Source organism: Ruegeria sp. AD91A, from assembly GCF_003443535.1.
In the GTDB taxonomy this organism is placed as follows: Bacteria; Pseudomonadota; Alphaproteobacteria; order Rhodobacterales; family Rhodobacteraceae; genus Ruegeria.
The window spans coordinates 430,007-453,860 of the sequence record NZ_CP031947.1 but is presented as its reverse complement, the minus strand read 5'-3'; the positions used below and the strand labels follow the sequence as shown (position 1 = coordinate 453,860).

The following is a 23,854-nucleotide window of genomic DNA, read 5'->3' as shown; positions in this document are numbered from 1 at the left end:
GTTCCCCTATAAGGAGATATGACCCGTGAATGCACCGCATCGTTCAGACGGATTTTTTACCCAGTCCCTTGCTGATCGTGATCCTGAGCTTTTTGGCTCGATCACGTCGGAACTGGGTCGTCAGCGCGACGAGATCGAGCTGATCGCGTCCGAGAACATCGTCTCTGCCGCCGTGATGGAGGCGCAGGGCTCGGTGATGACCAACAAATATGCCGAAGGCTATCCCGGGCGCCGCTACTATGGCGGCTGCCAGTTTGTTGATATTGCCGAAAACCTGGCCATCGACCGCGCCAAACAGCTGTTCGGATGCGAGTTTGCCAATGTGCAGCCCAATTCCGGCTCTCAGGCCAACCAGGGCGTGTTTCAGGCCCTGATCAAGCCGGGCGACACCATTCTGGGCATGAGCCTGGATGCCGGTGGCCACCTGACCCACGGCGCGCGGCCGAACCAGTCGGGCAAGTGGTTCAACGCGGTGCAATACGGCGTGCGCCAGCAGGACAACATGCTGGATTACGATCAGGTCGAGGCGCTGGCGAAAGAGCACCAGCCCAAGCTGATCATCGCGGGTGGCTCGGCGATCCCACGCCAGATCGACTTTGCCCGCATGCGTCAGATCGCCGATATGGTCGGCGCTTATCTGCACGTGGACATGGCGCATTTTGCCGGTCTGGTGGCAGCGGGCGAACACCCCAGCCCCTTCCCCCATGCGCATGTGGCCACGACCACGACGCACAAGACCCTGCGTGGCCCGCGTGGCGGCATGATCCTGACCAATGATGAAGATATCGCCAAGAAAGTGAATTCAGCGATTTTCCCTGGCATTCAGGGCGGCCCGCTGATGCATGTGATCGCAGCCAAGGCCGTGGCCTTTGGCGAGGCCCTGCGGCCTGAGTTCAAGAACTATGTCAAGCAGGTGATCACCAACGCGCAGGCGCTGTCGGATCAGCTGATCAAGGGTGGGCTGGACACGGTGACCCACGGGACCGACACCCATGTGGTGCTGGTCGACCTGCGCCCCAAAGGGGTGAAAGGCAACGCCACCGAGAAGGCTCTGGGCCGGGCGCATATCACCTGCAACAAGAACGGCGTGCCGTTTGATCCCGAAAAGCCGACCATCACATCGGGCATCCGTCTGGGCAGCCCGGCAGGCACCACCCGCGGCTTCGGCGAGGTCGAATTCCGCCAGATCGCCGACTGGATCATCGAAGTGGTCGACGGCCTGGCCGCCAATGGCGAAGACGGCAACAGCGCTGTCGAAGCCAAGGTCAAGGCCGAAGTCGCAGACCTCTGCGCCAAATTCCCGATCTATCCGAATCTTTAAGACGAAGGACCCGACCCCATGAGCTTTCATTCCATTGACCAAGCCCCAGCCCGTCTAAACCGAAGTGAATTGGCCGTGCCCGGCAGCCAACCCGGAATGTTCGAAAAGGCAGCCAAATCCGATGTCGACGTCATTTTCCTTGATTTGGAAGACGCCGTAGCACCGGACGAAAAGGAGCAGGCGCGCAGGAACATCATTCAGGCCTTGAACGACATCGACTGGGGCAACAAGACCATGTCGGTGCGGATCAATGGTCTGGACACCCACTATATGTACCGTGACGTTGTGGATGTGGTCGAACAGGCTGGTGAACGCCTTGATCTGATCATGGTCCCCAAGGTCGGAACTGCTGCTGACGTTTACGCGGTCGATATGCTTGTCACCCAGATCGAAGATGCCAGAGGCTATAAGAAACGGATTGGATTCGAGCACATCATCGAAACCGCGCTTGGCATGCAGAATGTCAGTGAGATTGCGGCAGCATCAAAGCGCAATGAAAGCCTGCACTTCGGCGTGGCCGACTATGCGGCTTCGACCCGCGCGCGAACCACGATCATCGGCGGTGTGAACCCGGACTACTCTGTCTTGACCGATGCGGATTCGGATGGTGGGCGCCAGATCCATTGGGGTGACATGTGGCATTATGCACTGACCCGTATGGTGGTTGCGGCGCGCGCGAACGGACTGCGCCCGATTGACGGACCTTTTGGTGATTTTCAGGACCCTGACGGATACAAGGCTGCCGCAAAACGCGCTGCTGTTCTGGGTTGCGAGGGCAAATGGGCCATTCATCCAAGCCAGATCGCACTTGCCAATGAGGTGATGTCGCCGTCCGACGCTGAAGTTACCAAGGCACAGCGAATTCTCGTCGCCATGGCCGAGGCCGAAGCCGATGGAAAAGGCGCTGTTTCGCTGGATGGTCGACTAATTGACTACGCATCAATCCGTCAGGCCGAAGTGCTGGTGGAAAAGGCAAGCCAGATAGCGGCGGCCTGAACCAAGCCAGAGTTGCGTGGGCATCCTGTCCGCGCGATATCATCGACAGTTACGGAAACCGAATAATGGCTAGCCGTTCCCCGATGCTATCGTCCCCATGAACCGACTGTTGCGAACATCGTCGGGGCTGGTTCTGTAGCTGCGTTGAAACGCACGTTTCAAAGCGACGGTTGATGAAAAACCAGTGGCTGCCGAGATTTCGATCTGCGACATGTTGGTGAACTGCAACAGGCTTTGCGCGCGTTCCAGCCGAAGTTCTTTGTATGTCGAAAGCAGCTTTGCCCCGGTTTTGCTCAGGAACCGGCGCTGCAGCTGCCGTGTTGAGGTTTTGAGCACGCGGGAGAGATCGGAAATCGTCAGAGGATCTTCGATGTTTTCCTGCATCGCATTCAGGGTGCGTACGACCAAAAGATCACCTTTTGCCCTATGCACCAACCGTGCGGCTAGTCTGCTTTCGTGTTTTTGCACGGGTTCGGCCAGACCAATATAGCTGCGTAGTGAGTCCGCGATATGCTCTCCGTGATCCATGGACACAAATTCAGACAACAATCTCAACGCGCTCAATCTGCTGGTCGCGCTGTGCGGACGCCCGTCGGCGGCCAGATGAGTCCCCGTGCCGCAGCTTTCCAATCCGCTTTCCAGCGCGGCCGCGGCGAAGTTCGGATGCACCGCAACGACATTTCGACCCGCTCTGCCCAACTGCACAAGAAGAAGGACAGCTCCACCGACCAGAACAGCCCTTGAAGACAGGTTAAGAACTTGCGAGATCCAGCTTCTGCGCGAACCGGCAACGTCCCAGTTGTTTTCCAGGTCGCCCCAGAAAATCGCGGTACGACCCGCCCAATAGAGAGGTCCGCCGACGGTGTCATTTCCGGACACCCGGAGATTGACCACGTAAGAGAAATCTTCGACCAGGCTGTTCAATGCGTGATAGAACTCAACAACGATTTCAGCCGATGCCAGCGCCCGCTCGTCGCTTAGGATAACATCGATGTATTTTAGTCTTTCGGGCACCTCCGGCCCTGTCTTTGCCAGGTTGGCGCGATCATTTGCGAGGACATAGTGTTTCATTGTTCCTCCATCGATTTGGCAAGAAGCAGCGCCTCGCAGGACGCTGCCCTCTTTCTTGGATTTCAATCCGTCAGGGCAAGAAGCGGATTGCTACGCCTAGCTACCTATTCCGCTGCTTCTTCGTATGCGTCCATTGGGGGGCATGTGCAGACGAGGTTTCTGTCGCCGTATGCGTTGTCGACGCGGTTGACGGGTGACCAGTATTTGTCGACGCCCATGGAGCCCGGCGGGAAGCAAGCCTGTTCGCGGGTGTAGGGGCGGTCCCAGTCGCCGACCAGATCGCGCACCGTGTGGGGGGCGTTTTTCAGCGGGTTGTTGTCCGCGTCGATCTTGCCGTCGATGATGTCCTGGGCTTCCGCGCGGATGGACAGCATGGCGTCGCAGAAGCGGTCCAGTTCGGCCATGGGTTCCGATTCCGTGGGTTCGACCATCAGGGTTCCGGCCACCGGCCAGGACATGGTCGGCGCGTGGAAGCCTGAATCGACCAGGCGCTTGGCGATGTCATCCACGGAGACATGCGCCTCGGCGTCCAGCGGACGGGTGTCGAGGATGCATTCATGCGCCACCCGGCCCGTTTCCGAGGTATAGAGGATCGGATAGGCGTCCTGCAGACGCGCGGCGATGTAGTTGGCGTTCAGGATCGCCACTTTCGTCGCCTGGGTCAGACCGGCGCCACCCATCAGCAGCACATAGGCCCACGAGACGGGAAGGATCGAGGGCGAGCCGAAGGGCGCCGCCGAGACCGGCCCCACGGCGGTGCCGTATTCCGGGTGGCCGGGCAGGTGCTCGGTCAGATGCGCCTTGACGCCGATCGGGCCCATGCCAGGGCCGCCGCCGCCATGCGGGATGCAGAAGGTCTTGTGCAGGTTCAGGTGGCTGACGTCTCCGCCGATGTCACCGGGGCGCGACAGGCCCACCATCGCGTTCATGTTGGCGCCGTCGATATAGACCTGACCGCCGTGATCATGGGTGATCTGGCAGACCTCCTGCACGGTGGTCTCGAACACGCCATGGGTGGACGGGTAGGTGATCATGCAGGCGGCCAGATGATCGGAGTGCTTTTCCGCCTTGGCGCGGAAGTCGGCGACGTCGATATTGCCGTTCTCATCCGCCTGCACCGGCACGACCTGCCAGCCCACCATCTGGGCCGAGGCCGGGTTGGTGCCATGCGCCGAGGTCGGGATCAGGCAGACATTGCGCTGACCCTGCCCGCGGGCGAAGTGATAGTTGCGGATGGTCAGGAGACCCGCATATTCGCCCTGCGCGCCCGAGTTGGGTTGCTGGCTGATCGCGTCATAACCGGTGATCTGGCACAGCTTGTCGTTCAGGTCGGCAATCATCTCGTGATAGCCCTGCGCCTGATCTTCGGGGCAGAACGGATGCAGATTGCCGAACTCGGGCCAGGTGACCGGGATCATCTCGATCGTGGCGTTCAGCTTCATGGTGCAGGACCCCAGCGGGATCATCGCCCGGTCCAGCGCCAGGTCACGGTCGGCCAGGCGGCGCATATAGCGGGTGATCTCGGCCTCGGCCCGGTTCTTGTGGAAGATCGGGTGGGTCAGATATTCGCTTTCACGCAGCGCATAATCGGGCAGGCGGTATTGCTTGTTCGAGCTGTCATCCTTGCGGTCGATGCCGAAGGCACCCCAGACCGCCTCGATGGTCTCGGGGCGGGTCTGCTCGTCCAGGCTGATGCCGACCCGGGTCTCGCCCACCTTGCGCAGGTTGACGCCGCGGGCCACGGCGGCCTCCATCACCACATTCTGCAGATGGCCGACCTCAACCGTGATGGTGTCGAAGAACACTTCCGGTTCGACGGCAAAGCCAGCCTCTTCCAGACCGGCAGCCAGACGCGAGGTCTTGCGGTGCACCGATTGCGCGATGGCCTTGATGCCGTCGGGGCCGTGATAGACGGCATACATCGAGGCAATCACCGCCAGCAGCGCCTGCGCGGTGCAGACATTCGAGTTCGCCTTCTCGCGGCGGATATGCTGCTCGCGGGTCTGCAGCGACAGGCGGTAGGCCTTGTTGCCCCGGCTGTCGATGCTGACACCGATGATCCGGCCCGGCATGGACCGCTTCAGCTTGTCGGTGGTCGCCATATAGGCAGCATGGGGCCCGCCATAGCCCATCGGCACGCCAAAGCGCTGGGTCGAGCCGATGGCGATATCCGCGCCCATCTCGCCGGGCGATTTCAGCAGCGCCAGCGACAGGATGTCGGCGGCGACAATCGCGATGGCTTTATGTTCGTGCAGCGCCGCGATCTCGTTGGTGAAGTCGCGCACATGGCCATGGGTGCCGGGATACTGGAAGATCGCGCCAAAGACGGAACCTGCATCCAGCGTGTCCGGATCGGCCACCTGAACGTCGATGCCCAAAGGCTCGGCGCGCGTTTTGATCACCGCGATGGTCTGCGGGTGGCAGTTCTTGTCGACGAAGAAGGCCGCGTTGTTGGCCTTGGACCGGCCGCCGCGCTTGGCCATCGCCATCGCCTCGGCCGCAGCTGTCGCTTCGTCCAGCAAGGACGCGTTGGCCACGTCCAGCCCGGTCAGATCGCTGACCATGGTCTGGAAGTTCAGCAGCGCCTCAAGACGGCCCTGGCTGATCTCGGGCTGATAGGGCGTGTAGGCGGTGTACCAGGCCGGGTTTTCCAGGATGTTGCGCAGGATCGGCGCCGGGGTGGTGGTGCCGTAATAGCCCTGACCGATCAGCGAGGTCAGAACCTTGTTCTTGCTCGCCACCTCTTTCATATGGAACAGCGCATCGCGTTCCGTCATCGCCGGACCCCAGTCCAGCGGCTCTTTCTGCCGGATCGCAGGCGGGACGGTGGCGTCGATCAGCTCGTCCAGCGTCTTGAAGCCGATCACCTTGAGCATGTCGCGCATCTCGGTCGGGCTGGGCCCGATATGGCGGCGATTGGCAAAGTCATAGGCTTCGTAGTCGGTCAGTTTGAAGGCCATGTGTAGCGCTCCTCAAGGAATGTCTCGCCCGGCCGCTCTGGCAGGAGCCTCCGGCGGGGAGTAAGGGCCGTCCCGGAAACTGTCCGGTGGACAGTTTCAGGCCCGAACGGGCGGAGCCCAAATTCGGCGGCATAAGTTAAAACGATGGAGCCCCGTGCCGGGACTCCGTTTGGGTTTACCCGATCAGGGCCTTGTAGCCGTCCAGATCCATCAGCTCTTCCAGCTGGGATGCATCGCTGATCTTGATCTTGTAGATCCAGGCCTCGCCCTCGGGATCTTCGTTCAGCGCACCGGGATTGTCGGCCAGCGCCTCGTTCACTTCCGTGATCTCGCCATCGACCGGAGCATACAACTCGGACGCCGCCTTGACGGATTCGATCACGCCGATCTCGCCGCCTTTTTCGAACTCGTCGCCCGCTTCCTGCTGTTCCACGAACACCACTTCACCCAGCTGCTCGGCGGCATGTTTGGTGATGCCCAGAGTGGCCGTGTCGTCTTCAACGCTCAGCCATTCATGCTCTTCGGAATAATAGGTTGCCATCTTGTCTCTCTCCTGACTTCAACGCTTGTAATTCTGTTTGACGAAGGGCATGGCCACGATCTGCGCCGGTTGCGCCTTGCCCCGGATGATCAGGTTCACCTTCTCGCCCGGCTCGCCATGGCCCGCGGACACATAGCCCATCGCGATCGGGCCTCCGACCGTCGGGCCAAAGCTGCCCGAGGTGATCTGGCCGATCGTGTTGCCCTCAGTGCACTGGATTTCCACACCCTGGCGCGCCGGAGCACGGCCGTCGGGCTTGATCCCCACCAGCTTGCGGGATGCCCCCTCGGCCAGTTCGCGCTGGATACGCTCCGCACCCGGAAAGCCGCCTTCTTCCTTGCGGCGCTTCTGCATCGCCCAGCCCAAAGACGCCTCGACCGGCGAGGTGCTCTGATCGATGTCATTGCCATACAGGCACAGCCCCGCCTCAAGCCGCAGGCTGTCGCGCGCGCCCAGACCCGCCGCTTCGCAATCCTCATGCCCCAGGAAGGCTTTCGAAACTTCGATCGCCTTGTCCTCGGGGATCGAGATCTCATAGCCGTCCTCGCCGGTATAACCCAGCCGCGAGATGCGGCACTCGACACCGTTGATATCAGCAAGGGTGGTTTCCATGAACTTCAGGTCACGGGCAACAGGGCACAACGCGCCGACAACATCCTCGGCCTTGGGCCCCTGAACCGCCACCAGCGCGCGGTCGAAGATCTCGGTCACTTCGACACCTTCGAGATTGTCACGCATATGCGGAATGTCCTGATGCCGCAGCGCCGCGTTCACCACCACAAAATAGTGATCCCCCGCATTCGACACGATCAAATCGTCCATGATCCCGCCGTCAGCGTTGGTGAAAAACCCGTACCGCGCCTTGCCTTCCTTCAGCGTCGCATAAGCCTGCGGGCACAAAGCTTCCAGCTTCTCACCCACATTCTCGCCGCGCAGAATAACCTGACCCATGTGAGACACATCAAACAACGCCGCCTTCTCTCGGCACTGCTTATGCTCACCCATAATCCCCAAAGGATACTGAACAGGCATCTCCCACCCAGCAAAATCAACCATCTTACCACCCAAAGCAACGTGAAGGTCATACAAGGGCGTGCGTTTCAAATCGGTCATTTCTTCAACCTTTCAATCAGCGGGACTGGTCGCGAACGACCATGACAGTGCAATGCGCATTGCGCACGACACGGGCCAGGTTCGGGCCAATCTCGTAGTTCGGGAAATCGCCCTTGGTCGATGCCATGACGATCAGATCAAAGCCTTCCTTGTAGGCAAGCTTCAGGATTTCGCGGTAAACACTGCCTTCTTCCACATGAACCGGCACGTCGGAAGCATTGGCATGATCCAGAATCACCTGAACCGCACCCCGCACGTGGTCTTTGGCGCCGGCGCCATAGTTGGCGGGCAGGTTCGGCAGCTGGATGATCTCGGGGATGACAGCAACTGCATGCAGTTCAGCACCGTAGAACTTGGCCTGTTCCAGCGCGAGCGGCAGGGCGTTCTTCCACGAGCGGTCGTCGGTGTGATCAATGGGCAGCAGGATTTTCGTGGCCATCACGTCTCTCCTCGAGATATTAAATTCTGTTTCAAAGGCGGGGGGCCGGGATGGCCCCCCGTTTTGGTCGGGCCGAGCTTATTCGGCAGGTGTGCCGCCCGGCTCTTCGGACTTGCCGCCCGAGGCGAAGAACTCTTTCGTCAGTTTGAAGACGATCGGGCTCAGCAGCGCCAGGGCGATCAGGTTCGGGATGGCCATCATGGCGTTCAGCGTATCGGCCAGCAGCCAGATGAAGCCCAGATCCGCGGTTGCGCCGAAGTAGATCATCACGATCCACAGAACGCGGTAGGGCATCAGGGATTTCACGCCCAGCAGGAACTCGACACATTTTTCGCCGTAGAACGACCAACCAAGGATGGTGGTGAAGGCAAAGATCGACAGAGCGATGGCGATCAGGTACCCACCGATACCCGGCAGCGACAGTTCGAACGCGTGGCTGGTCAGCGCCGCACCGGATTCACCCGATGTCCATGCCCCCGAAGCGATGATGGCCAGACCGGTGATCGAGCAGACGATGATGGTATCGATGAACGTACCCAGCATCGCGATCAGGCCCTGGTTGACTGGACCCTTGGTTTCGGCAGCGGCGTGCGCGATCGGGGCCGAACCCAGACCGGCCTCGTTCGAAAACACACCACGTGCCACACCGAAGCGGATGGCGGCCCAGACGGCTGCACCCGCGAATCCACCTTCTGCGGCGGACGGGGTGAACGCATGGGTAAAGACCAGTGACAGGGCGTTGCCGATCTCTCCGATGTTGATCAGCAGGACCAGCAGACCGGCGACAATGTAAGCAATCGCCATGAAGGGAACCAGTTTACCGGCAACCGCACCGATGCGGGTGATGCCACCCAGGATCACGGCTGCGGTCAGAACCATCAGGATAACGCCGGTGACCGAAGTGTTCAGGCCAAAGTTGGCCTCAAGCACCTGTGCCACACCGTTGGCCTGCACGCCGTTGCCGATGCCGAAGGCAGCAACCGCGCCGAACAGAGCAAATGCAACACCCAGCCAGGCCCATTTCGCGCCCAGACCGTTCTTGATGTAGTACATCGGACCACCGACATAGTTGCCCAGCTCGTCTTTCTCACGGTATTTCACCGCGCAGACAGCCTCGGCGTATTTGGTGGCCATGCCCACCAGGGCGGTCATCCACATCCAGAACAAGGCGCCTGGACCGCCCAGGAAGACAGCAGTGGCCACACCGGCGATGTTGCCTGTACCGATGGTCGCCGACAGCGAGGTCATCAGCGCGTTGAACGGGCTGATTTGCCCTTCGCCTTGACCTTCACGGCCTTTGAACAACAGGCTGAAGCCCGTGCCGATGCGCAGGATCGGCATGAATTTCAGCCCCACCTGCAGGAAGAAGCCGACGCCAAGAATGAGGACCAGCATCAACGGCCCCCACACGACGCCATTGATGGCCCCTACGATTGAATTTAACGCTTCCATGGTTTCCCTCCCATTTGCGTTTGGTTTATGCCCCGGTCGCGATGGCCCGCTGGCGGGCCTGCTTGAGGGCAGTGAAATCTTCGTCTGCATGGAACGACGAACGGGTCAGCGGTGTGGCTGACACGTGCAAAAAGCCCTTGGAACGTGCGATCTGTTCCAGTTGGGCGAATTCCTCGGGCGACCAGAACCGGTCAATCGGATGGTGTTTCGGGGTCGGTTGCAGATACTGCCCGACCGTCAGAAAATCGACATGTGCCGCGCGCAGATCATCCATGACCTGACGCACGTCGTTCAGGGTTTCACCCAGCCCGACCATCAGGCCCGACTTGGTGAAAATCTCGGGATTTGCACGTTTGGCATCGTCCAGCAGCCGCAGCGAGGCATAATAGCGCGCGCCGGGGCGAACTGTCGGATACAGGTGAGGGACGGTTTCCAGGTTGTGGTTGAAGACGTCCGGCGCTGCCTCGAAGACGATGTTGGCGGCGTCGCCCTTGCCTAGGAAGTCCGGCGTCAGGACCTCGACCGTGGTGCCGGGGTTCTGATGACGCACGGCCCGGATTGTCTGGGCGATGTGCTGTGCCCCACCATCATCCAAGTCATCCCGATCAACCGAAGTGATCACTACGTGGCGCAGGCCCAGTTTCATGACTGCCGATGCAACGCGACCGGGTTCGAATGCATCAAGCGCATCGGGACGACCGGTGGCCACATTGCAGAAGGAACAACCGCGGGTACAGACCTCACCCATGATCATCATGGTCGCATGACGCTTGGACCAGCATTCGCCGATATTGGGGCAGGCAGCTTCTTCGCAGACCGTTGCCAGATTGTGATCCCGCATCAGCCGTCGCGTTTCGTAATACGCGGCGCTGTCGCCCTTTTTCTTGCGTATCCATCTGGGTTTGCGCGGAATGACGCTGTCGGCCTTCTTGGCCTTTTCCGGGTGGCGTGCTCTGAGCTGGATCGTCATCTGGCTGTCCCTCGTTATGCGTGGATTGCACGGCCCATGGCGTCGAGACATGCTTCTTTGACCGCCTCACCCATGGCGGGATGTGCATGGCACGAGGCTGCAACATCAGCGACCGTGGCGCCTTTGGACATGGCCAGCACCAACTCGGCGATCAGATCGCCGCCATGGGCACCACAGATATGGGCTCCGAGAATCTTGCCGTCGGAACCGGCCAGAACCTTGACTGCGCCATCTGTTTCACCCGTCGTTCGCGCCCGCGAGTTGGCCATGAAGGCGAATTTGCCGACAACGTATTCGACGCCCGCGTCTTTCAGCGCTTCTTCGGTCTGACCAACCGAAGCCACTTCGGGATCCGTGTAGACCACACCCGGCACGGTGTTGTAATCGATGTGCCCCGCTTCGCCGGTCAGCATCTCGACACAGGCAACGCCGTCTTCTTCTGCCTTGTGCGCGAGCATCGGACCGGGCACACAGTCGCCAATAGCGTAGATGCCGGGCACAGACGTTTGGAATGCTTCATCGACTTCGATGAAACCACGTGGGTTCACGGACACGCCTAATTTTTCCAGTCCAAGCCCACGCGTGACGGGGCGGCGTCCGACGGCGATCAGAACCTTGTCTGCCTCGATCACCTCCTCCTTGTCCTTGCCGACGCGATCCACGGTCAGGGTCAGGCCAGCCGCGGTTTTCTCAACCGATTTGAGGGCACGACCCAGCTGGAATTTCAACCCACGCTTGGACAACGCGCGCTGCGCCAGCTTGGCGATTTCGCCATCAATGCCGGGCAGAACGCGATCCAGATATTCAACAACGGTGACTTTGGCGCCGAGACGCGCCCAGACCTGACCAAGTTCCAGACCAATCACACCCGCTCCGATGACCACCAGATGATCCGGAACGTTCTCCAACGCAATTGCGCCGGTCGAGCTGAGGACAACCTGCTCATCAATTTCAATCCCCGGCAGTGAGGTCGGCTCGGATCCGGTCGCGATCAGGATGGTCTTTGTTTCATAAACGTTATCGGCGACCTTGACCTGACCGGGTGCCGGAATGCTGGCCCATCCTTCAATCAGGTCGACACCGTTCTTCTTGAACAGAAACGCGATACCCTTCGTCAGATCACCGACGATCTTGTCCTTGCGCCCCATCATCGCACTGACGTCGATGCTGGCCCCCTCGACCGCAATGCCATGGGAGGAGAGATGTGCAATTTCGGCATATTTGGCCGAGGAGGTCAGCAACGCTTTGGAGGGGATGCATCCGACGTTCAGGCATGTGCCGCCAAGTGCTCCGCGTCCTTCGACACATGCAACTTTCAGGCCCAACTGAGCCGCGCGGATCGCGGCAACATAGCCGCCCGGTCCGCCCCCGATAACGATGAGGTCGTAGGTATTCATTTCGCGTACTTTCAGTAGATCGGGTGGTTTGCACAGAGCGCGCGAACCTGTTCGCGAGTTTTCATTTCGACGGTTTCGTTCCCATCAGGGGACTGCGCGAGTGCGTCCAGAACATCCCCGATCAGATGGCCGATCTGCTTGAATTCCTCTGGGCCAAAGCCACGGCTGCACCCGGCGGCGGTGCCCAGACGAATGCCGCTGGTGATGGTGGGTTTCTCGGGATCACTAGGAACGCTGTTCTTGTTGCAGGTGAAGCCGGCCCGCTCGAGTGCCGCTTCGGCGTCTTTGCCTGTCACGCCAATCGGGCGCAGGTCGACCAGCATCAGATGGTTCTCGGTGCCGCCGGAAACGATGTCACATCCGCGCGCCATCATGACGTTTGCCAAGGCCGATGCGCTGTCTACGACGCGCTGCATATATTCCTTGAATTCAGGCTTGAGTGCCTCGCCAAAGGCAACCGCCTTGCCCGCGATCACATGCATCAGTGGGCCGCCCTGCAAGCCGGGGAATACGGCCGAGTTGATTTTTTTCGCCAGCGCTTCGTCATTGGTCAGGATAATGCCACCACGAGGCCCGCGCAGGGTCTTGTGCGTGGTCGAGGTCACGACATGTGCGTGTCCTACAGGCGAGGGGTGCAGGCCGGTCGCCACCAACCCGGCGATATGAGCCATGTCGGCCAGCAACCAGGCGCCAACGTCGTCCGCGATTTCACGGAATCTGGCAAAGTCGATCTTTTGCGAGTAAGCCGACGCACCTGCGATGATCAGCTTGGGCTTTTCCGCCCGCGCCAAATCGGCAACCTGATCATAATCGATCAATCCTGCATCGGTCAGGCCGTACTGTACGGGCCGGAACCATTTACCTGACTGAGCTGGTTTCGCGCCGTGGGTCAGATGGCCTCCTGCATCCAACGACATTCCCAGGATGGTATCGCCCGGGCTCAGCAGCGCCAGCTTGACTGCTCCGTTGGCCTGTGCGCCAGAATGGGGCTGAACGTTGGCATATACACAGCCAAACAGTTTCTTGAGACGTTCGATGGCCTCGACCTCGACTTCATCGACATATTCACAGCCGCCATAATAGCGTCGGCCCGGATAGCCTTCGGCGTATTTGTTGGTCAATACCGAGCCCTGCGCGTCGATCACGGCCTTCGAGACAATGTTCTCCGAGGCGATCAACTCGATCTGATCCGCCTGACGCTCTTCCTCACGTGAGATGGACGCGGCAATGACGGGATCTGCCTCAATCAGCGACGTTTTGAACATAGTCTCCTCCTTTTGCCCCGAATCCTCAGTACGAAACTTTGTTTCCTATAGGGGAAAGAATGCGCATTAGGCAACAAAAATCTCTTATTCAAGAAGTTGCGTGTATACTGGGAAACATGTAACCTTTGATAAAACAGGGGGAATTCAATGGGCGACGAAAGCCGAAATGATGTTTCCAGACAGGAAGATCTGAGTGAAGGTGAGGCTCTGGGCCGCTCCATCCGCGATGCACGGCGCGCAAAAGGGTGGACTCTGGAAGAAGCCGGCCGCGCTGCGGGTATCGGGCGGTCGACGCTGTCCAAGATCGAAAACAATCAGACGAAGCCAAGTTTTGACATTGTAAGGCGCCTGACACAGGCCCTTGATATGAGCACCCCGCAGTTGTTTCTTCAGTCGGGTCAGTCCGGCATTTCAGGCCGCCGTGATTTCACTCCGAAAGGCGAGGGGGAAATCAAGAATACGCCCACTTACATGCATGAACTGCTTTGCCCCGAACTGACCAGCAAGCGGATGCTGCCCTATATCGCGACAATCAAGGCGCGCGACCTGTCGGAATTCGAGACGTGGATCCGACATTCCGGAGAAGAATTCATGTATGTGCTCAGCGGCGAACTCATCTTCGTGTCTGAACATTACCGCCCTTTGCCAATGAAGGCCGGCGACTCACTCTACTATGACAGTGGAATGGGGCATGGGTGTATTTCGACCAGCGAAGAAGACGCTCAGGTGCTGTGGGTCTCGCTGGAATAACTTCCTTGGTTCTTGAGGAAAGCGGGCATCGCCATGCGCACCCCTTTCAGCCGTCAGACAGGCTTCGGTGGCGAAACGCAGTCGGTGTCTGGCCGAATTCTGCCTTGAATGCCCGCGTCATGGCGCTGGCGTTTTCATATCCGCAACGACTGGCGATTTCGGCGATGGATTGCTCGGTATCTTCTGCCAGATTGCGTGCCAGGTTCAGCCGCAGCCGACGATACAGTGCTTGCGGCGTGGTTTTAAGCTCCGCCTGAACGCGCATTTCGATCCGCTTTTGCGAACACCCGATCTTGCGGGCCAATTCCCTGATCGAAAGAGGTGTTTCAAGGTTCGCCTGCATGAAACCCAGTGCGCGATTGACCAATATGTCTTCGGACTTCAGAGGCAAAGGGTAATGATCCTGCCCATTTCGGCTCATCAGAAGATACCCGACTTCCATGGACAAAAGAGGCCCGTGATCCCGGCGGATAAGGGCCGAGGCCAGATCGAACGCGGCCATGGCCCCGGAACAGGTCAACCTGTTGCCATCGATGACAAAACGTTCCTGCACCGCATCCACAGCCGGAAAACTCTCTTCGAACCGGGAAAGCTCATCCCAGTGTATGGTCGCCCGGTGCTCATCCAGCAAACCGGCGCGGGCCAGCAGCCAGCTTCCGGTATCCAATCCGGCCACTTGGCGGTGTTTTTTGGCTGCAGCCAGCACGGTGCGTGTGGTCGATCGTGTGTCCAGCTTGCGATACCCGTAAGACGGCATGACGACCAGAACATCGCCTTGCTGATCAGAGATTGCACCATTCGGTGTAACGACAAGACCGCTGGAACTTTGAACGGGATCTCCGTCAATGGTACAGAAACACCACGAATACAAAACCTGCCTCGACAGGTTGTTCGCAGCCCTGAACGGTTCGACCATGTTTGCAAGGCAATGGTTCGAAAACCCGTTGAAGAGCAGAATGTTGTATTGTCGCGTTAAAATTTTCGAATTTGGCATGATCTTGCATCAATTCTGCATGTCGTGACCATGAGTGATGGCGTTTGGTTGGTCAACCACCGATCCAGGGAACACGCGCCATGCAGTTTGGTCTGACAGAAGAACAGGAAATGATCGTCTCGACGGTCCGCAGCTTTGTTGAAAACGAAATCTACCCGCATGAAGACGCGGTCGAGCGCTCGGGAACCGTACCTCCCGAGCTGGGCGAGCAGATTAAGCAGAAATGTATCGATCTGGGCTTTTATGCCTGCAACTTTCCCGAAGAAGTCGGTGGTGCGGGCCTGTCTCATCTGGATTTCACCTTGGTTGAGCGCGAGCTTGGCCGTGGGTCAATGGCACTGACGCATTTCTTTGGTCGCCCGCAGAACATCCTGATGGCCTGCAACGACGAACAGCGTGAACGTTATCTTCTGCCTGCCGTACGTGGCGACAAGATGGACGCCCTGGCGATGACCGAACCGGATGCGGGTTCGGATGTGCGTGGTATGAAATGCCAGGCGGTGCGCGATGGCGGCGATTGGGTTGTCAACGGATCGAAACATTTCATCTCGGGCGCGGAACACGCGGATTTCTTCATCGTCTTCATCGCGACCGGCGTAGACGAAACCCCCAAAGGCCCGAAAAAACGCATCACCACTTTTTTGGTGGATCGCGGCACTCCGGGGTTTGAAGTGCGCGAGGGCTATAACTCGGTCAGCCACAAGGGCTACAAGAACTACATCCTGTATTTCGACAATTGCCGATTGCCCGACGCGCAGGTCCTGGGCGAGGTTGATGGCGGTTTTGCCGTGATGAACGAATGGCTATACGCAACCCGTCTGACGGTCGCGGCGTTCTCGGTCGGTCGCGCACGGCGCTGCTTTGACTATGCGCTGAACTATGCGGCCGAGCGTAAGCAGTTCGGCCAGCCCATCGGCAAGTTTCAGGGCGTCGGCTTCCAGATCGCCGACATGATCACCGAGATCGACGCCGCCGATTGGCTGACACTCGCCGCCGCGTGGCGTCTGGATCAAAACCTGCCATCGAACCGCGAGATTGCCTCGGCCAAGCTCTATGCCTCGGAAACGCTGGCGCGGGTTACGGATACCACGCTGCAAATCTTCGGCGGGATGGGCTTGATGGACGATTTCCCGATCGAACGGTTCTGGCGCGATGCCCGGGTCGAGCGCATCTGGGACGGCACCAGCGAAATTCAGCGCCACATCATCAGCCGCGATCTTCTACGCCCCTTGGGCGCCTGACCATGAACAAAGACCTGACCCGGCTGCTGCGCCCGAAAACCATCGCCGTCATCGGCGGCGGCGCGTGGTGTCAGCAGGTTATTCTGCAATCCGAACGCATGGGCTATGCCGGTCCAATCTGGCCGGTGCATCCCAAAGCGTCGGAAATTGCGGGCCACAGGGTTTTTGGCCACATCGAGGACCTGCCCGAAGCCCCGGATGCGGTTTTCATCGGTATCAACCGCCACGCCACCATCGAGGCCGTTCGTGTACTGTCCAGTATGGGTGCAGGCGGGGCGGTGTGCTTTGCCTCGGGCTTTTCCGAGGCCGTTGCCGAAGATGACACCGGCGGGGACTTGCAGGATCAACTGGTCGGTGCAGCCGGTGACATGCCCATTCTTGGCCCGAACTGCTATGGCTTCATCAACGCGCTGGACGGGGCCCTGTTGTGGCCGGACCAGCACGGGGCGACCCCGGTTGACAAGGGCGTAGCGATCCTGACGCAAAGTTCGAACATCTCGATCAACCTGACCATGCAGAAACGCGGGTTGCCGATTGCCTATATGTTGGCCTGTGGAAACATGGCCCAGACCAGCCAGGCCGAAACTGCCTCGGCCTTGATCGACGATCCGCGCGTAACCGCCGTGGGTTTGCATATCGAAGGGTTCAAGGACATCCGGGAATGGGAGGCGTTGGCCGCCAAGGCCTATTCGAAGGGCATCCCGCTGGTCGCCCTCAAAGTGGGCGCATCGGAACAGGCGCAGGCGGCCACCATTTCGCATACCGCGTCTCTTGCGGGCAGCGATGCGGGCGCACAGGCCCTTCTGGACCGGCTCGGAATCCCGCGGCTGTCCGCGTTGCCCGACTTTCTTGAAACGCTGAAACTGTTGCACTGCTATGGACCGCTGCCGGGTGGCTGCATCGCTTCGATCAGTTGTTCAGGGGGTGAGGCCAGCCTGATCGCAGATATGGCCGTCGGTACGGGCCTGCGTTTCCCGAAGTTGAGCGATGACAAAAGGGCCCGTCTGCGTGACGCTCTCGGCCCCATGGTCGCTCTGAATAACCCGCTGGATTATCACACCTATATCTGGCGTGACGAAGAGGCGATGGCACAGGCATGGTCGGGTATGACGGGTGAAGACATCGACCTGACGTTCTCGATCGTTGACTATCCGACGACGGATCCGACTGACTGGAGTTGTGCGACCCGAGCTGCGTTGAGAGTGCGCGCTGAAACCGGTGCTCGGTTTGCAATCGTCGCGACGTTGCCCGAAAATCTGCCTGAAGACGTCGCGCAGGACCTGATGGCCGGTGGTGTAATTCCGTTCATGGGTCTGCGCGAGGCACTGGCGGCAACCCGGGCGGCGGGTCAGGTCTCGGCCCCTGCCACGCATCCCGTCTGGTTGCCGGGAACGGCTGAGGCGACCCAAACCCTGACCGAAGGCGAGTCGAAGCAGGCGCTGGCTGAATGCGGCCTGCATATCCCCCGAACCTGCACGGTTTCCGGGCCAGCGGCAGCCCTCGCAGCAGCGCAGGACATGGAAGCCCCCTTTGCCGTGAAAGGTGTTGGGCTTGCGCATAAATCCGAACACGCCGCTGTTCGGCTGGGCATTCAAACCAAAGACGTGGCCAGTGTGGCCGCTGACATCGGCACCGAAGATATCCTGATCGAAGAGATGATCACCGGAACCGTCGCCGAACTTCTGGTCGGCATCGTCCGTGACCCCGCGCATGGGTTTGTCCTGACATTGGGGGCGGGGGGGGTACTGACCGAAGTCCTGCGCGACACGGTGTCAATGCTGGTACCCAGCGCGTCCGAAGACATCCGCGCCGCGCTCGGCAAATTGAAAATCGTCCCGTTGCTGGCGGGCTATCGCGGCCAACGGGCTGCTGATATGGATGCAATCATTGCCGCAGTCGAGGCTGTTCAGGCCTATGTCATGCAAAACGCCGACACGCTTGGCGAGGTCGAGATTAACCCGCTCCTGTGCACGCCGGACAAGGCCGTTGCCGTGGATGCTCTGATAAGAAAGGCCTGAGATATGGACCCGATCAAAACCCGCCGCGACGGAACGATCCTTGAGGTGACACTGGACCGGCCCAAGGCCAATGCCATCGATCTTGTCACCAGTCGCAGAATGGGTGAGGTGTTCGCCGAGTTTCGCGACGATCCGGAGCTGCGCGTGGCCATTCTGACGGGCGGAGGAGAGAAATTCTTTTGTCCGGGCTGGGACCTGAAAGCAGCGGCCGACGGTGATGCTGTGGACGGGGACTACGGCGTCGGAGGGTTCGGCGGCTTGCAAGAGCTGCGGGACCTGAACAAACCCGTGATCGCAGCCGTCAACGGCATCGCCTGTGGCGGCGGGCTGGAGCTGGCCCTGTCAGCGGACGTGATCCTTGCCGCAGATCATGCCACATTCGCCCTGCCGGAAATCCGCTCGGGGACTGTCGCGGATGCGGCCAGCGTCAAACTGCCCAAGCGTATCCCTTATCACATCGCGATGGAGCTGCTGCTTACCGGCCGGTGGTTCGACGCCGAAGAAGCCAATCGCTGGGGTCTGGTGAACGAGATCATCGCGGCAGATCAACTGATGGACCGCGCCTGGGAGCTGGCCCGGCTGTTGGCCTCGGGGCCACCTCTGGTTTACGCGGCGATCAAGGAAATCGTACGTGATGCCGAAGATGCCAAGTTTCAGGATGCCATGAACCGCATAACTAAGCGTCAGCTAAGTACTGTGGACGTTCTCTATGCCAGTGAAGATCAGCTGGAAGGCGCGCGCGCTTTCGCCGAAAAAAGGGATCCGGTCTGGAAAGGGAAGTGAAGTCTGATCGCAGAACGTGAATTTGCCATTTACTGATCCGCACCACACGTGCACAGTTAGGCATGCCGTATTTCGAACGAAAACCATATGTTAGTGTATCTCGTGCGGTCAGCCCGATTGCGCCGCAGCCCGACAATCAACCGATTTCCGATATAGCACGCCGTGTGCTTGACAGGGAACGGGGCCCGCAGCAGCATCTGGACGGTCCCTTCATGTGCCGCAAAACCTGCCATCCCGGCAGTACCGCCACCATTCTGCTGTCCTTTGAGGCACCGGAAGGTGCGGCCCCTGTTCAGATGCAGTTCGAACCTGGCGATCTGACCAATTCGAACGGCGACATTCTGCCGGCGAACCGCATCAGTGTGATCCCGCCACAAATCCTGCTTGACCCTGGGGAAGCAACTGATGTTGCTGTTGCCGTCACCATACCCGATCTCACCGAACCCGGTGAATATCATGGCCGGATCGCCTGTACAGGAACGGACCAGACCTCGCTTGTGGTGATTTTCGAGGTGGTGGGCGCTCAGACCTGACGGTTCACGAGATAGTCCATGAACTGTCCAAGAAACGCGCGCGGCCCGTCTTTGGTCCCCGCGAATACCTGCGCGAACTCACTCCGGGCTGAAGCCAGCAGGTCATTCGCCGCGTCCTGTGCATAGCGGATACTGCCATAGTGGTTCATGCGTTCCAGCACCCAGGTGACATCTTGCGTCGACCGGGTATCGCGCGGGTTTGACAACATCTCGGCCAACCGTGCCTGTTCAGGTTCATCCGCCTTCAGTCCAAGCTGGCCCAGCATCAGCGTGCGTTTGCCTTCATAGATGTCGCCGCCAATTTCCTTGCCGTAACTGTCCTGAGAGCCGACGAGATTCAAAACGTCATCCTGAATCTGAAACGCTGCACCCAGGAAAAAGCCAAAGGCATTGAAATCATCCAGATTAAGCGCGCCGGACTCGACATCATGTGGCCGCGCAATCAGGGCCCCGATACGCATCGGGTGAATGAAACTGTACCAGCAGGTCTTTTTCAGACACATCCTCAGATAGTCGGATGCATCGACATTCAGTCGATTGTCTCGTATCCAGCCAAGCTCCAACGCCTGACCTTCGATGGATTGCTGCAACAGATGGTCGAACTCATCAACCACGCGCATACCGGTTTCCGGGCCCAACGGTCCCAGGTTCTGACGCAGCAGGCGCAGGGCCAGCGATTGCATCCCGTCGCCGGTATTGATCGCCAGTGGAACCCCAAGCCGCTTGTGCATACATTCGCGCCCGCGCCGGAAATCGCTTTGATCTTCGATGTCGTCATGGATCAGAAAGGCATTGTGCAGCAACTCAAGAACTGCGGCCGAGACCCTCGCATTCTCGCTGTTTCCACCGAAGGCTTCGCATGTAGCCAGTAACAGCGCAGGCCTCAGACCCTTGCCTGAGGTTTCGATATAATCGCGCATCGGACCATACAGATAGGCCTGAGGCTCACCCGTCGGCAACAAGCCCAACAGCGTTTCGCGCGCCTGATCCCCGTATGAGGTCAGCGTTTCAAGAAAATCCTGTTTCGCCGCAGGATCCAAATGCGCGGTTCCGGATTTCACAGGCTCAGCCCTTCTGGGTGATGATCACGCGACTTTTGTTTTCCGGCGTGCCGGATCGTTCCGGACCGGCGCCAAAAGCAGAGAGCGGTGCATCCGAAATTGGTATCGCCCTGGACAAGGCATCTGATTGACCGCTGTCCCGACCCAGATCATACGCGACATCTTCGGCAAGCTCATCCCCCGGGATTGGAAGATCCGTGGTGGGTTCGTAATTCGCGATGAGGTCGTACAGCTCTTTCGGCGGGCAAATCATTCTAAGCGCTTCGGCAATGGCTGGGTCCTCGGTGACGCCGCCGGGTTTTGAATATTCCGTTGCCGGTTCTCCTATGGCGGCAAGGGGGCCATCACCGCCACGATCAACTCCTGCCGTGTCCTGACCCATTTTCAGCGCGGCTTCGACCGCAACAGCGAACCGGTTGTCCCACGGAAGGCCAGCCTGATACCGGGCGTAATCATAGGCACGCAGCGGTTTGAGGATATCGGGCTCGTGCAGATCCCAGATCTGGCAGGGTTGTGCATCCGATCCACTGCGCTGAAGGATGGCGTTGACGGCACGGCGCGCGGCCTCGTTCGCCCCTTCCATCGTGGCAAGGTCGGTGAAAGTGCGGACATAGTCCGATGCCAGGAAGAAATTCGGGATGAGCGTGGCCGCATCCGGGCGCAAGCGCCAGCTGTTGATACGGTTGACCAGCAAGGGTTCGACATTGCTTTGACGCTTGGGGTCGTTCGGGTCTTGAACGATATCGGGATCGAGGAACCAGTAATGCATATCCTCGTCCCGCAAAACGGTTTGGCCATCCACGTTGATGCCCCGCTTGACCTGTTCCCAAACCTCGCTTGCAATCTCTTCCCGGCTGCAATTACGCGCTGTCTTCCCGTTCAGACCGGGTTTGTCCCATTCGGAAATGTCGATCGACAGCAGGCCTTTGGTCTTTCCTTCAGCCCAGTTGTCGAAATCAATCTGGTGCCAGAACTGTTTTTGCGACACAGCGGTCAAAGCCCATGGGCTGTCAATGAAGATGACGTGGCCGTGGGTCAGTTCAACTTCCTTGGTCAGATAGAACTGAATGCCGTTCATCCACTGTACGTCCTCGGCCAGCAGAGACAACTTGGCGAGGGCCGGGTCGAGCGCCATCATTTCCGGGGTCACAAGTGGAGCAATGCGTTCAATCGGGATCGCGCTGATAAACCAGTCCCCGGTGACTTGTTTTTCTTCTCCGTCCTGTTCGACTGTCGCGCCGATAATCCGCCCGTTCCGGCACTCGATGCCCGTAACTTTGGAGTCAAACTTGTAAACGACCCCCTTGCTTTTCAGGTAATCCAGCCACGGTTGAATCCAGACGAGATTGGTGGGCCCGTTCAGCAGCCTGTTGCAGTGTGGCTCGGGCGTGGCAATGCCCAGCTGAAGCTGAATCGCAATGTCCCCCACTGTCTTCGTGCTGGCTGTCGTGGCCTTGGCGGCCACCAATGAACGGGTCAGGCCGATGGCAAGGAACTTTTGATAGGCTTCGGAACGGTCTTGCGCGCCGATGAAATCCCACCAGCCGATCCGTTCATATTCGTCGAACCGGCGTTCCTTGCAGGAGCTCGCGATCCGCCACATGCAGGCGACAAAATGCTCGACATCCTCATACGCAATCTGGTCCCTCGGCGAGAGCGCGAAGGCAATCGTCTTGAAGGCATCCGAGACATCCTTGAGCGTGCGGGGAAACCGTTCTGGGACAATGATGCCGGGTTTATCGAACTGGCTGACCAGAACCTGAGTGGTCGGGACCAGATTGTCAAAGCATGTCCCCTTGTCGTAATACGGCGTACGGGCCATCGTGTCCGTGATATGCCGATAAAAGTTCGGAAAGAACCGAAATCCATGTTCGCCGGGCAGCCAGGGGCGTTTCACGCCGGGCGGATAACTGGCCCCATCCATCTCAGCCCATCTTTCAAGCGCCTTGATGTGATTTGCTTTCGAACCATGGTCCCCTTCACCCTTCATCACTGGGATGCTGCGGGCCTTGCCACCCGGGATCAACTGGCGTTCGTGGACTTCTACCTCGAACCCGCGTTCAATCAGTTCGTGCGCGGCGCTCATTCCGGCCACGCCGCCTCCAAGAATGACAACCTTTTCAGGCATCGGAAGTTCCTTTCGCGGAATAAACGTCAAAGCGCAGGGTAATGTCTGACAGGCTGGCTTCGCCAATGCCAAAACCCTGCAACCGATTCATCCAGCTGTAATGCGGGTTTGAGGTCAGGTAACGCGGAGCAAGCCGTACCGGGGCCGAAGCGGGCAGGTTGCCCTTGGCCAAGGCCGCATAACCGTCCGGGCCGAAGTCACACACACCCGTATCTTCGAACAGGATCGGAGCATTCCCCGCGGACGGTTTGATAAGCGCCTTTGCATGAAGCAGTCCCACACCATCGGAACGCACGCGCATCCAATCTCCGCCAATCGGTTCGATCGTTCCTTTCAAATGTGGGCCTTCGACGGTACCCCCCTCTTTGATCGCGAAGTGTAGCCAGATTCCGTCCGGTGTTTCGCCCGAAGGGGAAAAATTGCTGGTGAACGGCACGACGAATTTGGCGACATGCTCCAGAACGGGTGACTGTGCCGAAGGTTTCGCGGGTGTTGGTGGGGGGGGTGCTTCAGGCGCTTCTTCGGGTCCAGGGTCGTACTCGCGACCACCCGAGGTCAGCACCGGACGCCAGGACAAGGATTTTTCCTGTATCACCGACGGCAAAATGGCTGCGAATTGTTGAAACCCGGTTTGCGGGTCTCGTAACACGGGCCACCCGCGAATGGCGCGTTCGGGGCCTCCGTTTTCCGAACAGATCAGACGTACCGTGTCATGCGACGACACTGCGGGACCTGCTTCCACCAGTACCCGATTGAGACCGTCTGCGTTGATCGCCTCGGACCAACGCAGCGTTACGCCCCGATCTGTAAACTCGCGCACG

Annotated in this window: 20 protein-coding genes; 7 read left to right on the top strand and 13 right to left on the bottom strand. The window is 59.3% G+C overall.

The genetic code is table 11. The annotated features are described in order from the left end of the window. Positions 1 to 25: 25 nt before the first annotated feature. Positions 26 to 1,321, top strand: coding sequence for a serine hydroxymethyltransferase (gene glyA, locus D1823_RS20495; protein ID WP_117873556.1), 1,296 nt, complete (start codon positions 26 to 28; stop codon positions 1,319 to 1,321). Positions 1,322 to 1,339: 18 nt separating this feature from the next. After that, positions 1,340 to 2,317, top strand: a complete 978-nt coding sequence (locus tag D1823_RS20490; protein ID WP_117873554.1) for a CoA ester lyase — start codon at positions 1,340 to 1,342, stop codon at positions 2,315 to 2,317. Positions 2,318 to 2,386: 69 nt separating this feature from the next. On the opposite strand, the gene D1823_RS20485 is transcribed toward D1823_RS20490, so the two are convergent. From D1823_RS20485 to glyA (D1823_RS20445), 9 genes are all read right to left on the bottom strand, one after another. Next, positions 2,387 to 3,388: a helix-turn-helix domain-containing protein gene (locus D1823_RS20485; RefSeq protein WP_117873551.1), complete on the bottom strand. Its 1,002-nt coding sequence runs from the start codon at positions 3,386 to 3,388 to the stop codon at positions 2,387 to 2,389. 104 nt (positions 3,389 to 3,492) lie between these two features. Further along, the gene (gene gcvP / locus D1823_RS20480) at positions 3,493 to 6,348 is read right to left on the bottom strand and encodes an aminomethyl-transferring glycine dehydrogenase (RefSeq protein ID WP_117871899.1); all 2,856 of its coding nucleotides are present in this window, start codon (positions 6,346 to 6,348) and stop codon (positions 3,493 to 3,495) included. 175 nt (positions 6,349 to 6,523) lie between these two features. Beyond that, the gene (gene gcvH / locus D1823_RS20475; RefSeq protein ID WP_117871897.1) at positions 6,524 to 6,889 is read right to left on the bottom strand and encodes a glycine cleavage system protein GcvH; all 366 of its coding nucleotides are present in this window, start codon (positions 6,887 to 6,889) and stop codon (positions 6,524 to 6,526) included. Positions 6,890 to 6,907: 18 nt separating this feature from the next. Then, positions 6,908 to 8,002 carry a glycine cleavage system aminomethyltransferase GcvT gene (gene gcvT / locus D1823_RS20470; RefSeq protein ID WP_117873549.1) on the bottom strand — a complete coding sequence of 365 codons (1,095 nt, stop codon included), beginning with the start codon at positions 8,000 to 8,002 and terminating at the stop codon, positions 6,908 to 6,910. A 16-nt stretch (positions 8,003 to 8,018) separates the two neighbouring features. Further along, complete coding sequence (locus D1823_RS20465; protein WP_117873547.1) at positions 8,019 to 8,441, bottom strand: universal stress protein; 423 nt, start codon at positions 8,439 to 8,441, stop codon at positions 8,019 to 8,021. A gap of 78 nt (positions 8,442 to 8,519) precedes the next feature. Continuing rightward, complete coding sequence (locus D1823_RS20460; protein ID WP_117873545.1) at positions 8,520 to 9,893, bottom strand: sodium:alanine symporter family protein; 1,374 nt, start codon at positions 9,891 to 9,893, stop codon at positions 8,520 to 8,522. 25 nt (positions 9,894 to 9,918) lie between these two features. After that, complete coding sequence (gene lipA, locus D1823_RS20455; protein WP_117873543.1) at positions 9,919 to 10,863, bottom strand: lipoyl synthase; 945 nt, start codon at positions 10,861 to 10,863, stop codon at positions 9,919 to 9,921. 14 nt (positions 10,864 to 10,877) lie between these two features. Continuing rightward, positions 10,878 to 12,260 (bottom strand): dihydrolipoyl dehydrogenase, encoded by a 1,383-nt coding sequence (lpdA, locus tag D1823_RS20450; protein ID WP_117873541.1) that lies wholly within the window; start codon positions 12,258 to 12,260, stop codon positions 10,878 to 10,880. Positions 12,261 to 12,271: 11 nt separating this feature from the next. Further along, positions 12,272 to 13,525: a serine hydroxymethyltransferase gene (glyA, locus tag D1823_RS20445; protein ID WP_117873539.1), complete on the bottom strand. Its 1,254-nt coding sequence runs from the start codon at positions 13,523 to 13,525 to the stop codon at positions 12,272 to 12,274. Positions 13,526 to 13,672: 147 nt separating this feature from the next. Between glyA (D1823_RS20445) and D1823_RS20440 the strand changes: the two genes are divergently transcribed. Further along, positions 13,673 to 14,275 (top strand): helix-turn-helix domain-containing protein, encoded by a 603-nt coding sequence (locus D1823_RS20440; RefSeq protein WP_117873537.1) that lies wholly within the window; start codon positions 13,673 to 13,675, stop codon positions 14,273 to 14,275. Between the two features lie 46 nt (positions 14,276 to 14,321). Here D1823_RS20440 and D1823_RS20435 read toward each other — a convergent pair whose 3' ends face one another. Beyond that, entirely contained in the window at positions 14,322 to 15,269 is a 948-nt protein-coding gene (locus tag D1823_RS20435) for a GlxA family transcriptional regulator (RefSeq protein WP_117873535.1), read from the bottom strand. Positions 15,270 to 15,349: 80 nt separating this feature from the next. Between D1823_RS20435 and D1823_RS20430 the strand changes: the two genes are divergently transcribed. The 4 genes from D1823_RS20430 to D1823_RS20415 all read left to right on the top strand — a co-directional run bounded on the left by D1823_RS20430 (position 15,350) and on the right by D1823_RS20415 (position 19,844). Further along, positions 15,350 to 16,510 carry an acyl-CoA dehydrogenase family protein gene (locus D1823_RS20430; RefSeq protein ID WP_117873533.1) on the top strand — a complete coding sequence of 387 codons (1,161 nt, stop codon included), beginning with the start codon at positions 15,350 to 15,352 and terminating at the stop codon, positions 16,508 to 16,510. A 2-nt stretch (positions 16,511 to 16,512) separates the two neighbouring features. Next, positions 16,513 to 18,528, top strand: coding sequence for an acetate--CoA ligase family protein (locus tag D1823_RS20425; RefSeq protein ID WP_117873531.1), 2,016 nt, complete (start codon positions 16,513 to 16,515; stop codon positions 18,526 to 18,528). A 3-nt stretch (positions 18,529 to 18,531) separates the two neighbouring features. Beyond that, positions 18,532 to 19,311: a carnitinyl-CoA dehydratase gene (locus D1823_RS20420; RefSeq protein WP_117873529.1), complete on the top strand. Its 780-nt coding sequence runs from the start codon at positions 18,532 to 18,534 to the stop codon at positions 19,309 to 19,311. A 62-nt stretch (positions 19,312 to 19,373) separates the two neighbouring features. Continuing rightward, the gene (locus D1823_RS20415; RefSeq protein WP_117873526.1) at positions 19,374 to 19,844 is read left to right on the top strand and encodes a hypothetical protein; all 471 of its coding nucleotides are present in this window, start codon (positions 19,374 to 19,376) and stop codon (positions 19,842 to 19,844) included. On the opposite strand, the gene D1823_RS20410 is transcribed toward D1823_RS20415, so the two are convergent. From D1823_RS20410 to D1823_RS20400, 3 genes are read right to left on the bottom strand one after another with little or no spacing between them, the layout of a single operon-like run. Beyond that, positions 19,835 to 20,905 (bottom strand): polyprenyl synthetase family protein, encoded by a 1,071-nt coding sequence (locus D1823_RS20410; protein WP_254683846.1) that lies wholly within the window; start codon positions 20,903 to 20,905, stop codon positions 19,835 to 19,837. The genes D1823_RS20415 and D1823_RS20410 overlap by 10 nt on opposite strands. A 4-nt stretch (positions 20,906 to 20,909) precedes the next feature. After that, entirely contained in the window at positions 20,910 to 23,033 is a 2,124-nt protein-coding gene (locus D1823_RS20405) for an FAD-dependent oxidoreductase (RefSeq protein ID WP_117873524.1), read from the bottom strand. Further along, on the bottom strand, positions 23,026 to 23,853 hold the full coding sequence (locus D1823_RS20400) for a DUF3237 domain-containing protein (protein WP_162896897.1): 828 nt from the start codon (positions 23,851 to 23,853) through the stop codon (positions 23,026 to 23,028). The genes D1823_RS20405 and D1823_RS20400 overlap by 8 nt, the downstream gene beginning before the upstream one ends. Position 23,854: the final 1 nt, after the last annotated feature.